A 13,584-nucleotide genomic window follows, 5' to 3' on the forward strand; every position below is an offset into this window, starting at 1 on the left:
ATCACCTCATTCAATACCATTCCAATTGTGTTATCGTACGTTCAATCTCAGGAAACGAGTCAACATACGCAAGTACACGATTCATTTCTTTTTCGCAGACAACACGATTTGAGGATACGGAAACGATTGCAATTTCTGTACGTTGCCATACATCCTGGTGTCCAACTTCTGAAACAGATACATTGTACCTTTGTTTCACACGAGTTAAAATACGCTGTAAAATTGCTCGTTTCTCTTTTAAAGAATGCACATCATAAATCATACACTCAAATGAGAGTGAAGCGATAATCATCGCTTCACTTCTTCCATAATGTACGCCTCAATGATGTCCCCTTCTTTAAGATCATTATATCTTTCAATTGTGATACCACACTCATAGTTTTGTGCAACTTCTTTTACGTCATCTTTGAAACGTTTTAACGTATCAAGCTGTCCTTCGAAAATAACTACGCCATCACGAATGATACGTACGCCGCTATCACGTGTGATTTTACCATCAGTTACATAACAGCCTGCAATTGTTCCAACTTTAGTAACTTTGAATGTTTGACGAACTTCTGCTTGACCAATTACTTTTTCTTCGAATTCAGGATCCAGCATACCTTGCATTGCTGCTTCAATTTCTTCGATTACTTTGTAAATAATGCGGTGTAAGCGAATATCAACATTTTCTAATTCAGCTGTACGTTTCGCGTTTACATCAGGACGTACGTTAAATCCAATCACGATTGCATTTGATGCAGAAGCTAAAATAATATCAGATTCTGTAATTGCACCTACGCCTGTGTGAATGATTTTTATTTTTACGCCTTCAACATCAATTTTGCGAAGTGATGCTGCCATTGCTTCTACAGAACCTTGTACGTCCGCTTTCACAATTAAGTTAATTTCTTTCATTTCGCCTTCTTGAATTTGTTGGAATAAATCTTCAAGGCTTAATTTAGATTTTTCACCACGTTGTGCAAGCAATGCTTGTTGTGCACGTGATTCACCGATTTGGCGTGCTTTCTTCTCATCAGCAAATGCCATAAAGCGATCGCCTGCTTGTGGTACTTCATTTAGACCTGTAATTTCAACAGGAGTAGACGGACCAGCAACTTTTACACGACGACCAATATCATTTACCATCGCACGAACACGGCCGAATGATGTACCAACAACAATTGGATCTCCTACTCGAAGTGTACCGTTTTGCACAAGTAATGTTGCGATTGTTCCTTTACCTTTATCAAGCTGTGCTTCGATTACAGTACCAGCTGCATAGCGATTTGGATTTGCCTTATATTCTTCTACTTCACTTACAAGAAGAATCATTTCTAACAGGTTGTCAATTCCTTCGCCTTGAATTGCAGAAATTGGTACGAAAATTGTATCTCCGCCCCAAGCTTCTGGAACTAATTCGTACTCTGTTAACTCTTGCATTACGCGGTCTGGATTTGCTGATGGTTTATCCATCTTATTCACAGCAACGATAATTGGTACTCCAGCTGCTTTCGCATGGTTAATTGCTTCAACTGTTTGTGGCATAACACCGTCATCAGCTGCAACAACAAGAATTGTAATATCTGTTACTTGTGCACCACGTGCGCGCATTGTTGTAAACGCTGCGTGACCTGGTGTATCTAAGAACGTAATTTTTTTGTCATTTACTTCAACTTGGTATGCACCAATATGCTGTGTAATTCCACCAGCTTCGCCAGCAGTTACTTTTGAATTACGAATAGAATCAAGCAGTGTTGTTTTACCATGGTCAACGTGTCCCATAATTGTAACAACCGCAGGACGTTCTTTTAAGTTTTCTTCATCGTCTTGCTCGTCCATGAAAGTTTCAAATTCTGTTTCGCTAACAATCACTTCTTCTTCTACTTCAATACCGTAATCACTAGCAATTAGCTCAATTGTATCTTTATCTAAATCTTGGTTAATTGTCGCCATAATACCTAGCATAAAGAGCTTTTTAATAAGTTCAGATGGCTCTTTTCCTAGTTTTTTTGCAAGTTCACTTACTGTAAGAGAACCGGTGAAAGTAACTTTATCCGGTGTCTCTACTGTTTGTGTTGGTTGTCTTCCAGCAAAGTTTTCTTGACGTTTGTCTTCATTTCCTTTGCCTTTCTTCTTCTTCTTATTGCTGTTCTTTTTGCTGCGAACAACTTTTTCTTCTACTTCAAACTCATCTGCAACAGAAGGTTTTTCTGCTCCAGTATTATATTGATTATCTAAATTATTTACTACTTCATCGTCTAACATTGTCATATGATTGGAGACCTCAATATTCATTTCTTTTAGTTTTGTAATAATATCTTTACTTGAGACATTGTGTTTCTTCGCATATTCATACACTCGAATTTTACTCATACCTTCACCCCCGGTAAGTTGTATCGAGCATGCTACGCAGCTTTTTCGCAAAGCCCTCATCTAACACGGCTACAACGACTCGCTCATCTCTCCCAATCGCATGCCCTAATTGTTGTCGATTTTCGACTTTTTTCATTGGTACGTTGTAGTACGTTGTTTTATCAGTAATACGTTTTGTTGTGTTCGCTGACGCATCTTCAGAAAGCAATACAAGCTTTGCTTTGCCACTTCGTACCTCTTTTAAAACGAGTTCTTCACCCGAAATTATTTTTCGAGCACGGTTTGCTAGTCCTAAAAACGATTTCCAATCGGACACTTATTTCGACTCCTTCTCAACAAGCTCAAGGAGCTCTTCATAAAGAGAACTGTCGATTTTCGCTTTTAGATGATGTTCCAAAATGTTTTTTTTCTGCGCTTGGATAATGCATTCCTTGTCTTTTGACAAATATGCACCACGTCCTGATTTCTTTCCAGTTAAATCAATAGACACTTCGCCCTCTTTGGAACGAACAATGCGAACGAGCTCGCGTTTTGATTTCATTTCTTGCGTTGCAATACATTTTCGTAACGGAACTTTTCGATTGCTCATACTCATCACCTCTATTCGATTTCATCTTCAACTGAATCGAATGCGATCATGTTGTCTTCTTCTGTTACAATGCCAAGTTGCTTCGCATCAGACTCGCTCTTAATATCAATTTTCCAGCCTGTTAATTTTGCTGCAAGACGTGCGTTTTGTCCACGTTTACCAATTGCTAATGAAAGCTGATGGTCTGGAACAACAACAGTTGTTGCTTTTTCCTCTTCATTCACAAGTACTTTTACAACTTGTGATGGGCTTAAAGCATTTGCTACATATTCAATTGGATCATTCGACCAGCGAACAATATCAATCTTTTCACCTTTTAGTTCATCTACGATGCGTTGTACACGTTGACCTTTTGGACCTACGCAAGAACCTACTGGATCAACATCGATATTCTCTGCATATACAGAAATTTTAGAGCGGTCGCCTGCTTCACGTGCTACCGAACGAATTTCTACAGTTCCATCGTAAATTTCCGGCACTTCAATTTCAAATAAACGTTTTAAAAGACCTGGATGTGTACGTGATACATAAATTTGTGGTCCTTTTGTCGTTTTTTCTACTTTTGTGATGAACACGCGAATGCGATCATGTGGTTTATATTGTTCGTTAGGCATTTGCTCACTTACTGGTAGTAGTGCTTCTACTTTTCCTAAGCTTACATAAATAAAACGAGCATCTTGACGTTGTACAATACCAACCATGATGTCTTCTTCACGATCACTAAATTCTGAATAAATAACACCGCGTTCCGCTTCACGCACACGTTGTGTTACAACTTGTTTTGCAGTTTGTGCTGCAATACGACCAAAATCTTTTGGCGTTACTTCAATTTCTAATACATCGCCATCTTGATAGTTCGGATTGATTTGTCTTGCTTCTTCTACAGAAATTTCAAGACGTGGGTCAAACACATTATCAACAACGTCTTTACGTGCTAAAACTTGAATTGTTCCCACTTCTGGGTTAAAGCTAACACGAACGTTTTGTGCTTGGTTAAAATTGCGTTTATAAGCAGAGATTAAAGCTGCTTCAATCGCATCAATAATAATATCTTTGCTAATACCTTTTTCTGATTCTAATACGAGCAAAGCATCTAACAACTCAGTGCTCATGAAGATCCCCCTTCTTACTAAAACGTAACAGCAAGTCGCGCATTCGCAACTTTGTCCATTGGAATTTGAATTTCTTTTTTACGTGTTTTAATTGTTAATAGTAGTGTAATTGTTGTACCATCGTAGGATAGTAGCTTTCCTTCAAACATCTTTTCACCATCGATCGGCTCATATGTTTTAATTGCCACTTGCTTTCCTACCGCTTGCTGGAAGTCTTTTTCTTTCTTTAATGGGCGTTCCGCTCCAGGAGATGATACATCCAAAAAGTAAAGATGAGGAATTGGATCCTCTTTATCTAAAGCTTCGCTTAAACGTTCACTTACCGCTCCGCATTCTTCAATGTCTACTCCTGTCTCTGAATCGATGGATACGCGTAGGAACCAGTCTTTTCCTTCTTTCACATATTCTACATCTACAAGTTCAAGATTTAACTCTTCAACAATCGGCTGCGCAAGTGCTTCAACAACTTCTGTGACTTTCTTATCCATAAACAGCCTCCTTTCTGCCGCCATGTACCATTTGAAAGAAAAAATCCGCCCTATTTAAAACGGTCTATCTTATTCTTTCTTGTTAGCTAACAAAAGCCCCTGCCATTAAGCAGGGAATATCTGTCTTAGTATTACCAAATTTAAGAAGTAAAACTTGTAACAAAATATGTATATACGACAGAAATGTCTCACCTACATCCATAGATAAAACATAGATAGTAACACGAAAGAGTGGGTTTCCCCACTCTTCTTTTCGCAAAATATACATGACATGGTTATCTCGGTTAATAGTATACCATAGCAAATAACGATTTGCAAAGATTTTTCCTGCCTGTTAGAACAGTGATAATTGGTTTTTATCCGGTAGATCTCCTAAACAACCTTGGCTATCTAAATACTCAATGATTGTTCTAGAAAGCTTACTACGTTGTTGCAAATCTTCTTTTGATAAAAACTCACCATTTCCACGTGCTTCCACAATACTTAAGGCCGCATTTGTACCAAGACCAGGTATCGCATTAAATGGAGGAATTAACGTATCTCCATCAATAATAAAGTCAGTTGCATGTGAACGATATAAATCAACCTTTTGGAATGAATAACCACGTTCACACATTTCAAGTGTCATTTCTAACACTGTTAGTAAACTTTTCTCTTTCGGCGCTGCATCCAATCCTTTTTGCGCAATTTCATCAATTCTTGCACGGATTGATGCCGAGCCTTTGACCATCGCATCTACATCAAAATCATCTGCACGTACTGTAAAATATGCTGCGTAGAACAAGAGTGCAAAGTGTACTTTGAAGTAAGCGATACGTACAGCCATAAGTACATAAGCAGCCGCATGGGCCTTAGGAAACATGTACTTAATCTTTTTACAAGAATCAATATACCAACTAGGTACATTGTTATTACGCATTTCCTCTTCCCACTCTTCTGGTACACCTTTACCTTTACGCACCGATTCCATGATTTTAAATGCTAAGGATGGATCTAATCCTTGATAAATCAGATAGACCATAATATCATCACGACAACCGATAACTTCACTCAGTGTACATGTACCGTTATAAATGAGTTCGTTAGCATTACCAAGCCATACGTCTGTACCATGGGATAGTCCAGAAATTTGGACAAGTTCTGAGAATGTTGTTGGCTTTGTTTCCTCTAACATCTGCCTTACGAATTTTGTACCAAACTCCGGTATACCTAGTGTACCGGTTTTACAATTAATTTGTTCTTCTGTTACACCTAAAGATTCTGGCCCAGAGAAAATCTTCATTACTTCTGGATCATCTGTTGGTATTGTTTTTGGATCCACGCCGCTTAAATCTTGCAGCATACGAATAACGGTCGGATCATCGTGTCCCAGAATATCCAGTTTTAATAAATTATCATGAATAGAATGGAAGTCAAAGTGTGTTGTTCTCCATTCTGCCCCTACTGAATCGGCTGGGAATTGAATTGGTGAAAAATCAAAAATATCCATGTAATCGGGCACAACAATAATTCCGCCTGGATGCTGCCCTGTTGTGCGTTTTACACCAGTACAACCAGCAACAAGACGATCAATTTCTGCATTTCGAATGGTTAAGTTATGATCAGATGCATACCCTTTTACATAACCATAAGCTGTTTTCTCCGCAACTGTACCGATTGTTCCAGCACGGTATACATAGTCCTCACCGAACAGTACTTTCGTATAGTTATGGGCACGTGGTTGGTACTCTCCGGAGAAGTTCAAGTCAATATCGGGAACCTTATCCCCTTTAAAACCAAGGAATGTTTCGAACGGAATATCATGTCCATCTTTTACATACGGGATATTACATGTTGGACACTCTTTATCAGGTAAGTCAAAACCAGAGCCTACAGAACCATCATTAAAGAACTCTGATTGCTTACAATTCGGACATACATAGTGTGGCGGCAATGGATTTACTTCGGTAATTTCCATCATCGTCGCAACGAATGATGACCCTACCGATCCACGTGAACCTACAAGGTAGCCGTCAACCAGCGATTTTTTCACAAGCTTATGTGAAATTAAATAAATAACGGCAAATCCATGCCCAATAATACTTTTTAATTCTTTTTCCAAACGTGCTTCTACGATTTCTGGCAATTCTTCACCGTAGATGCTGCGTGCCATTTTATAACTCATGTCACGCGTTTCATCATCAGCACCTTCAATTTTCGGTGTATATAGGTCATCTTTTACTGGATGAACATCACCAATTAACGATGCGACCTTTTGTGTATTCGTCACAACAATTTCTTTTGCTTTCTCTTCTCCTAAGAATGAGAAGCAATCTAACATTTCATTTGTTGTACGGAAATATACAGGCGGTAATGAATGACGATTTAATGGATTTGCCCCGCCCTGCGAACTTACTAAGATTTTGCGATACATTGCATCTTCTGGATCTAGATAATGCACATTCCCTGTAGCAACAACAGGTTTATCTAACGTTTCACCTAGTTTTACTAAGTTAGAAATAATTGTTTTTAACTGTCCTTCATCTCGAACGAGTTCACGTTCTACTAAATGACGCAACACTTCCGGAGGCATAACCTCAATGTAATCATAGAACTGTGCAATCTCTTCTACCTCTTCAGGAGCCTTTTGCATCATCGCTTCAAATACTTCACCCTTATCACAAGCAGTACCAACTAATATACCTTCGCGATATTTTTTTAATAAAGAACGTGGTACCCGTGGTACGCGGTAAAAGTAATTCAAATGAGAATATGAAACAAGCTTATATAAATTTTTTAAACCAACATCTGATGTTGCAAGTAGTGTCATATGACTTGGACGTCCACGTTTATACGCATCCCCTTGCCCCATGCTGTCATTTAATTGATCGTGATATTCAAAACCTTTTTCAATGACATCTTTTAACATTTTCACAAGTAAATAACCTGTTGCCTCTGTATCATAAATTGCACGGTGATGTTGCGTTAATTCAATATCAAGCTTTTTACACATCGTATTTAAACGATGATTCTTCATCTCTGGGAATAAAAATCTAGCTAACTCCAATGTATCAATAACTGGATTTTCCGGCTTGTCTAAGCCACATTTCTTAAACCCAACATTTAAGAATCCCATATCAAAACTTGCGTTATGGGCAACAAGTGTATGGTCACCCATCCATGATTCGAACTTTTTAAATACTTCTCCTACTTCTGGTGCATCCGTCAACATATCATCTGTGATACCTGTTAATTCAATAATTGTTGCTGATAATGGTTGATGCGGATTTGCAAAAGATTCAAAGCGATCGATAATTTCGCCGCCTTTCACTTTTACAGCGGCTAATTCAATAACCGTATCATATACAGCTGATAGCCCTGTCGTTTCAACGTCGAAAACAACGTATGTTTCATCTGCAAGTAGTCGATGAGTCTCATTATAAGCAATAGGAACACCGTCATTTACTAAATTGGCTTCTACACCATAAATGACTTTTACACCGGCTTTTTTACCCGCGGAATACGCTTCTGGGAAAGACTGTGCAACAGCATGGTCTGTAACAGCGATAGCCTCATGTCCCCATTTTCCAGCTTGAGCAACAAGCTTAGATACCGATGTAACAGCATCCATTTGACTCATTGGGGTATGCAAATGAAGCTCTACCCGTTTTTCTCCTTCAGGTGCTTTATCTTTACGAGAAGGCCCTGTTATTTCGTTAATATCGTTCGCAATCATTACTAAGTCACGAACAAACGTATCGTTTTGGACCGAACCTCGCGCTTTTACCCACATTCCTTTTTTTAAGGATTGCAGCATCGGAATATCTTCTTTATCACGTGAGAACATTTTAATCATAATAGAATCCGTATAATCCGTTATTTTTAACGTTAATAACGTACGTCCACTACGCAGCTCTTTTGTTTCCACATTGAAGACATAACCTTGAACAGTTTTTCTTCTTTCTTCATCTTGAATTTCTCGTAGCGGTGTAATCTCTTCATCAGGCTTAATAAGGTAACCGAGTACAATCGGCCCTTCATGTACAACATCACTTTCTTCAGCTTGCTTCTTGGCCATTTCTTCCATAGCTTGTATAACACGCTGACGATCTTCTTGCTGTGTTTGTTCACGAAATTTTTGAACTTCCTCTTCGTTTTGCTTTATATTTGTTTCAAGCTGAAAACGTGGAAATCCGAAAACTTCATATTGATCCCCTACCGACTTCGCAAGATTTTTCTTTAGCGCAGTAGATTCTAACTCATTATTCACATCAAGTAACAACTTCACTCCGTTTACATGCGGAAGTTGCTTTTTTAAATACGCAAACATAGGTGAAAAAGTAATTCGATCTGTACAAAGTGGCCAATATGCTTTGACCTCTTCTTCTGTAAATTGTTTATTCTCTGTTTCTAGTGCAAATGACGTTTTTGCAATATGTGAAAATGACTGCTTGAGCTGTGTTTCTAACAGTTCATATAATTCTGTTGGCAAAATACGTGGCACTTGTAAATCAAAATGCCAACTCTTATTTGCTTTATCAACAACTAGCCTTTGAATACCGCCACCTTGTAAATATTGATTGATAAGGTCTTTAGGCATTTGCAGCTGTTGGAGCAAAATTTGAAATCGCTCTTGTTGTTCGTTTGTTAATGACATAAGCAACCTCCTTCCATCTGCTATTATAAATTGAAACGTTCCGCAAAGAAAGATTTCTTCCTTTTAACTGATTATTTTTTATTTTACATAGAAATAGAAGGTACCTCACCTGGAGGTACCTCTTCTTATTTCAAAATATTAGCAATGTATGCATGAAGTTCTTCTACCTTTACTTCTGCAGATTCATTTGTAGCACGCACTTTTACTTCAACAATGCCTTCATCAGCTTTTTTACCAACTGTTACTCGAACTGGAAGACCAAATAAGTCTGCATCAGCAAATTTAACACCTGCACGCTCTGCACGATCATCTAACAATACTTCATAACCTTGTTCTTGTAATGAATTGTAGATCGTTTCACCTACTTCACGCTGTGCATCAGACTTCATGTTTACTGGAATTACATGTACATGGAATGGTGCAACAGCTTTTGGCCAAACCAAACCATTTTCATCGTTAAATTGCTCAGCGACTGCCGCAACTGTGCGAGATACCCCGATACCATAGCATCCCATGATAAGTGGCTTCGTTTTTCCATTCTCATCTAAGAACGTTGCATTCATTGCTTCGCTATAACGTGTACCTAATTTAAACACATGTCCAACTTCGATACCACGAGCAAAACGGATTGTCCCATTTCCATCTGGAGATTGATCTCCTTCTTGAATGAAACGTAAATCTGTATATTGACTCACTTTGAAATCACGCTCTGGATTTACATTTATATAATGGAATCCTTCTTCGTTTGCACCACAGCAACCATTTACAATTGCTGCTACAGCATGGTCAGCAATGACTTCAATGTCTCCTGTTACAGCAATTGGTCCTAAAGAACCAACTTCGCAATTTAACAGTTCTCTTACCTCTTCATGTGAAGCAAGTTCAACAACTGAAGCACCATAGACATTCTTCACTTTTACATCATTTACTTCATGATCCCCGCGAACAAGTACAACAACAAACTTTTCATCGACTTTAAAGACCATAGATTTGATGCAATTTGACGCTTCCATATTTAAGAATGCAGAAACCTCTTCAATTGCTTTTTGATCTGGCGTTGCTACTTTTTCAAGTGCTTTTTCTGCTTCATCGCTTTTTGCATAGGAAGCAACAACAGGTGCCATTTCAATATTTGCTGCATAATCAGATGTATCAGAATACGCAATTGTATCTTCTCCTACATCAGATAATGCCATAAATTCATGTGTATCTTTACCACCCATTGCTCCAGAATCAGCAATAACCGCACGGAAATTCAATCCACAGCGAGCGAAGATATTAGAATATGCTTGGTATAGGCCACTATAAACTTCATCCAAACTTTCTTGTGTCGCATGGAAAGAATAAGCATCTTTCATTAAAAATTCTCTTCCGCGTAATAAACCAAAACGGGGTCTTTGCTCGTCACGGAATTTTGTTTGGATTTGATATAATGTTAACGGTAGCTTTTTATAAGATTTAATTTCATCACGTACAAGGTCTGTAATAACTTCTTCATGCGTTGCTCCTAGTGCAAACTCACGATCATTACGATCTTTCATACGCATTAACTCAGAACCGTAAGAATACCAACGACCTGATTCTTGCCACAATTCAGCTGCTTGTAATGCTGGCATTAATAATTCTACAGCTCCTGCTCGTTCCATCTCTTCTCGAACAATACGTTCCACTTTATGCAATACTTTTAGCCCCAGTGGTAAAAAGCTGTAAATACCAGAAGCATTTTGACGCATGAATCCTGCACGAAGTAGCAATTGATGACTTTTAATCTCAGCATCGGCTGGTACTTCACGTAATGTAGGACTAAATACCATACTTTGTTTCATCTATTCGCACCTCTTTAATTTACTCTAATACGCAGTAAAACCCCCCACCTCAAATTAGGTGAGGGATTACGACTCTAAGAGTTTTATTCATTTCATTCACTATTCACAAAAAACATCGTGAATTTTATACTTACTACAAGTTTCACTTTATTTTACAAGAAAAATCTCCGAATGTCATTCCACGTTACAACTAACATAAGTAACATCAATAACGCAAAGCCAATAAAATGAACCATTCCTTCTTTTTGGCGATCAATTGGTTTCCCACGCAAAGCTTCAATTAAGAAGAAGAACAAGCGTCCTCCATCAAGAGCAGGAACCGGTAATAGGTTGAATAGACCAAGGTTTATGCTTAAAACAGCCGCCAAACTAAGAACACGAATAAAGCCATAATCTACTACTTGGTCTGTTAAATTATAAATTCCTACGGGACCTGATAAATCATTAATAGAAAACTGACCCGTCACTAGTTTTACAAGGGAATCAAAAATTAATTTTGTCCATGTATACGTCTGCTCAAAACCTGATTTAATAGAACCAAGAATAGATTTCTCTACAGGAGAGTATACACCAATTCTACCAACCTCTTCTTTCCCCTCTTTATCAGCTGATGGCGTTACTTTTACATTCAATTGTTCGCTGTCACGTTTTACATGAAGCGTAATTTCTTTATTTGGGTGTTCACGTACAATCGTGACAACATCTTTCCATGTATTCGTGTCTTTCCCATCGATTGCTTGAATCGTATCATCTTGTTTCAATCCTGCTTGTTCTGCAACACTATCCTTCATTACTTTCCCAACCATTGGCTTATCAACAGGAATACCTTGTACCAATCCAATGATAACAAAAATAACAAATGCAAGAATGAAGTTCATAGCAGGACCTGCAAAGATTGTTAATGCTCGTTGTCCTAGCGTTTTAGAACCAAATTGTCTGTTAAACGGGGCGATTTGTATTTCTTCTCCTGCTGAAACAATACGAGCTTTTTCACTCACACGGAATGTTTGCAATTCCTCCTCGTATTCTTCGTAACCAGCAATTGTGAGATTGTGTTCCAAATCAGCTTGCTCTACTTCAATCACGCGAACATTCGGATACTTTTCGCGCCCGTCTAAAACTAATTTCATAACTTCTTCGTTTTCATTTAACACGAGTCCAACTTTTTTTCCTGGTTTTAATTCAACCGTTTCTGCATCCTCACCAGCCATTCTAACATAGCCTCCAAGAGGTAGCAGCCGAACTGTATAAACTGTTTCATTCTTTTCAAATGAAAATATTTTTGGTCCAAAACCAATTGCAAACTCGCGACATAAAATACCCGCTCTTTTTGCGAAATATAGATGCCCTAGCTCATGGAAAAATACGAGTGCACCGAAAATTAATATAAAGGCAATCGCTGTATTCAATTCCATAACCACCTTTGCTAAATTTGTTCCATCACAAACCGTCTTGTGGCCGCATCAATTTCCTGAATTTCTTCTAAGCTCGGACGTGCAATGACATTGTGATGGTGCATTGCTTTTTCAATGAGGTCTTCTACTGTTAAGAAACCAATTTTCTTTTGTAGAAAGGCTGCTACAGCTACTTCATTTGCTGCATTCATAACAGCTGGCATGCTCCCGCCCATCTTTCCAGCTTCATATGCAAAACGTAGGCAACGGAAACGATCTTGATTCATTTGTTCAAAATGCAGTGTTCCAATTTCCCATAAATTTAACTGTTTTGTATCTGAGAGAGGTAATCGATCTGGATATGTAAGTGCATATTGAATTGGTACACGCATATCTGGTGAGCCGAGCTGTGCCATTACACTACGATCTTCAAATTCAACCATAGAATGAATAATGCTTTCTTTATGTAAAACAACATCAATTTGCTCATAAGGTATGCCGAAAAGCCAATGCGCTTCAATTACTTCCAGCCCCTTATTCATCATTGTAGCAGAATCAATTGTAATTTTCGAACCCATTGACCAGTTTGGATGACGAAGCGCATCTTCCACAGTCACATGATGTAATTCATCTCTCGTTTTATCGCGGAAACTCCCACCTGAAGCAGTGATAATTAAGCGAGAAATTCGCTTTTCATTTTCTCCATTCAAACATTGAAAAATAGCCGAATGCTCACTATCTACTGGAAGTAACGGCACATTATGTTTGCGTGCAGCTTCCATTACAATATGTCCCGCAGTTACTAATGTTTCTTTGTTTGCAATTCCAATTGTTTTTTTCGCCTCAATTGCACGGAGTGTTGGTAACAACCCTACACTACCTACAACAGCATTTATTACAACTTCTGCACTTGGGTGAAGAGCTACCTCTAATAGTCCTTCGTCACCATATACTACTTTTGTATTTCCAGAAACTGATTGTAACCTTACAACATCTTCCTCTCTTTGTACAGAAACAAGCTGAGGAGAAAATTCTTGAATAACTTTTACTGCGTAGTCAATATTTTTCCCTACAGAAAAAGCAACGAGACGGAATTGGTCTGGGTGCGAGCGTACTACATCTAAAGTTTGCGTCCCTATTGATCCGCTTGCCCCTAATAAACTAATGTTTTTCATGACTCCAAC

10 protein-coding genes are annotated in these 13,584 nt (G+C 38.4%); all 10 read right to left on the reverse strand.

Annotated elements, in window-relative coordinates; all coding sequences use genetic code 11:
• Positions 1-10: 10 nt before the first annotated feature.
• The 10 genes from NSQ40_RS19370 to dxr all read right to left on the reverse strand — a co-directional run bounded on the left by NSQ40_RS19370 (position 11) and on the right by dxr (position 13,575).
• Positions 11-292: a DUF503 domain-containing protein gene (locus tag NSQ40_RS19370; RefSeq protein ID WP_018764704.1), complete on the reverse strand. Its 282-nt coding sequence runs from the start codon at positions 290-292 to the stop codon at positions 11-13.
• Entirely contained in the window at positions 289-2,355 is a 2,067-nt protein-coding gene (gene infB / locus NSQ40_RS19375; protein ID WP_003199518.1) for a translation initiation factor IF-2, read from the reverse strand. The genes NSQ40_RS19370 and infB overlap by 4 nt, the downstream gene beginning before the upstream one ends.
• Before the next feature lie 4 nt (positions 2,356-2,359).
• Positions 2,360-2,671: a YlxQ family RNA-binding protein gene (locus NSQ40_RS19380; RefSeq protein WP_003199515.1), complete on the reverse strand. Its 312-nt coding sequence runs from the start codon at positions 2,669-2,671 to the stop codon at positions 2,360-2,362.
• Positions 2,672-2,944, reverse strand: coding sequence for an RNase P modulator RnpM (rnpM, locus tag NSQ40_RS19385; RefSeq protein WP_033796365.1), 273 nt, complete (start codon positions 2,942-2,944; stop codon positions 2,672-2,674).
• An 11-nt stretch (positions 2,945-2,955) separates the two neighbouring features.
• On the reverse strand, positions 2,956-4,056 hold the full coding sequence (nusA, locus tag NSQ40_RS19390) for a transcription termination factor NusA (RefSeq protein WP_003199512.1): 1,101 nt from the start codon (positions 4,054-4,056) through the stop codon (positions 2,956-2,958).
• Between the two features lie 17 nt (positions 4,057-4,073).
• On the reverse strand, positions 4,074-4,544 hold the full coding sequence (gene rimP / locus NSQ40_RS19395; protein ID WP_018764706.1) for a ribosome maturation factor RimP: 471 nt from the start codon (positions 4,542-4,544) through the stop codon (positions 4,074-4,076).
• A 334-nt stretch (positions 4,545-4,878) separates the two neighbouring features.
• Positions 4,879-9,180, reverse strand: coding sequence for a PolC-type DNA polymerase III (locus NSQ40_RS19400; protein WP_098158926.1), 4,302 nt, complete (start codon positions 9,178-9,180; stop codon positions 4,879-4,881).
• Between the two features lie 125 nt (positions 9,181-9,305).
• The gene (locus tag NSQ40_RS19405; protein WP_003199505.1) at positions 9,306-11,006 is read right to left on the reverse strand and encodes a proline--tRNA ligase; all 1,701 of its coding nucleotides are present in this window, start codon (positions 11,004-11,006) and stop codon (positions 9,306-9,308) included.
• A gap of 152 nt (positions 11,007-11,158) precedes the next feature.
• Positions 11,159-12,415 carry an RIP metalloprotease RseP gene (gene rseP, locus NSQ40_RS19410; protein WP_033796366.1) on the reverse strand — a complete coding sequence of 419 codons (1,257 nt, stop codon included), beginning with the start codon at positions 12,413-12,415 and terminating at the stop codon, positions 11,159-11,161.
• A gap of 17 nt (positions 12,416-12,432) precedes the next feature.
• Positions 12,433-13,575, reverse strand: coding sequence for a 1-deoxy-D-xylulose-5-phosphate reductoisomerase (gene dxr, locus NSQ40_RS19415; protein ID WP_003199500.1), 1,143 nt, complete (start codon positions 13,573-13,575; stop codon positions 12,433-12,435).
• Positions 13,576-13,584 lie beyond the last annotated feature (9 nt).

Source organism: Bacillus sp. FSL K6-6038, assembly GCF_038050455.1.
Taxonomy (GTDB): Bacteria; Bacillota; Bacilli; order Bacillales; family Bacillaceae_G; genus Bacillus_A; species Bacillus_A pseudomycoides.

What these genes read in the sequence shown, in the direction of transcription:
- NSQ40_RS19370 (WP_018764704.1), bottom strand. Translation starts at nt 292, where the DNA reads ATGATTATCGCTTCACTCTCATTTGAGTGTATGATTTATGATGTGCAT.
- rimP (WP_018764706.1), bottom strand. Translation starts at nt 4,544, where the DNA reads ATGGATAAGAAAGTCACAGAAGTTGTTGAAGCACTTGCGCAGCCGATT.
- dxr (WP_003199500.1), bottom strand. Translation starts at nt 13,575, where the DNA reads ATGAAAAACATTAGTTTATTAGGGGCAAGCGGATCAATAGGGACGCAA.
- infB (WP_003199518.1), bottom strand. Translation starts at nt 2,355, where the DNA reads ATGAGTAAAATTCGAGTGTATGAATATGCGAAGAAACACAATGTCTCA.
- rnpM (WP_033796365.1), bottom strand. Translation starts at nt 2,944, where the DNA reads ATGAGCAATCGAAAAGTTCCGTTACGAAAATGTATTGCAACGCAAGAA.
- nusA (WP_003199512.1), bottom strand. Translation starts at nt 4,056, where the DNA reads ATGAGCACTGAGTTGTTAGATGCTTTGCTCGTATTAGAATCAGAAAAA.
- NSQ40_RS19405 (WP_003199505.1), bottom strand. Translation starts at nt 11,006, where the DNA reads ATGAAACAAAGTATGGTATTTAGTCCTACATTACGTGAAGTACCAGCC.
- NSQ40_RS19400 (WP_098158926.1), bottom strand. Translation starts at nt 9,180, where the DNA reads ATGTCATTAACAAACGAACAACAAGAGCGATTTCAAATTTTGCTCCAA.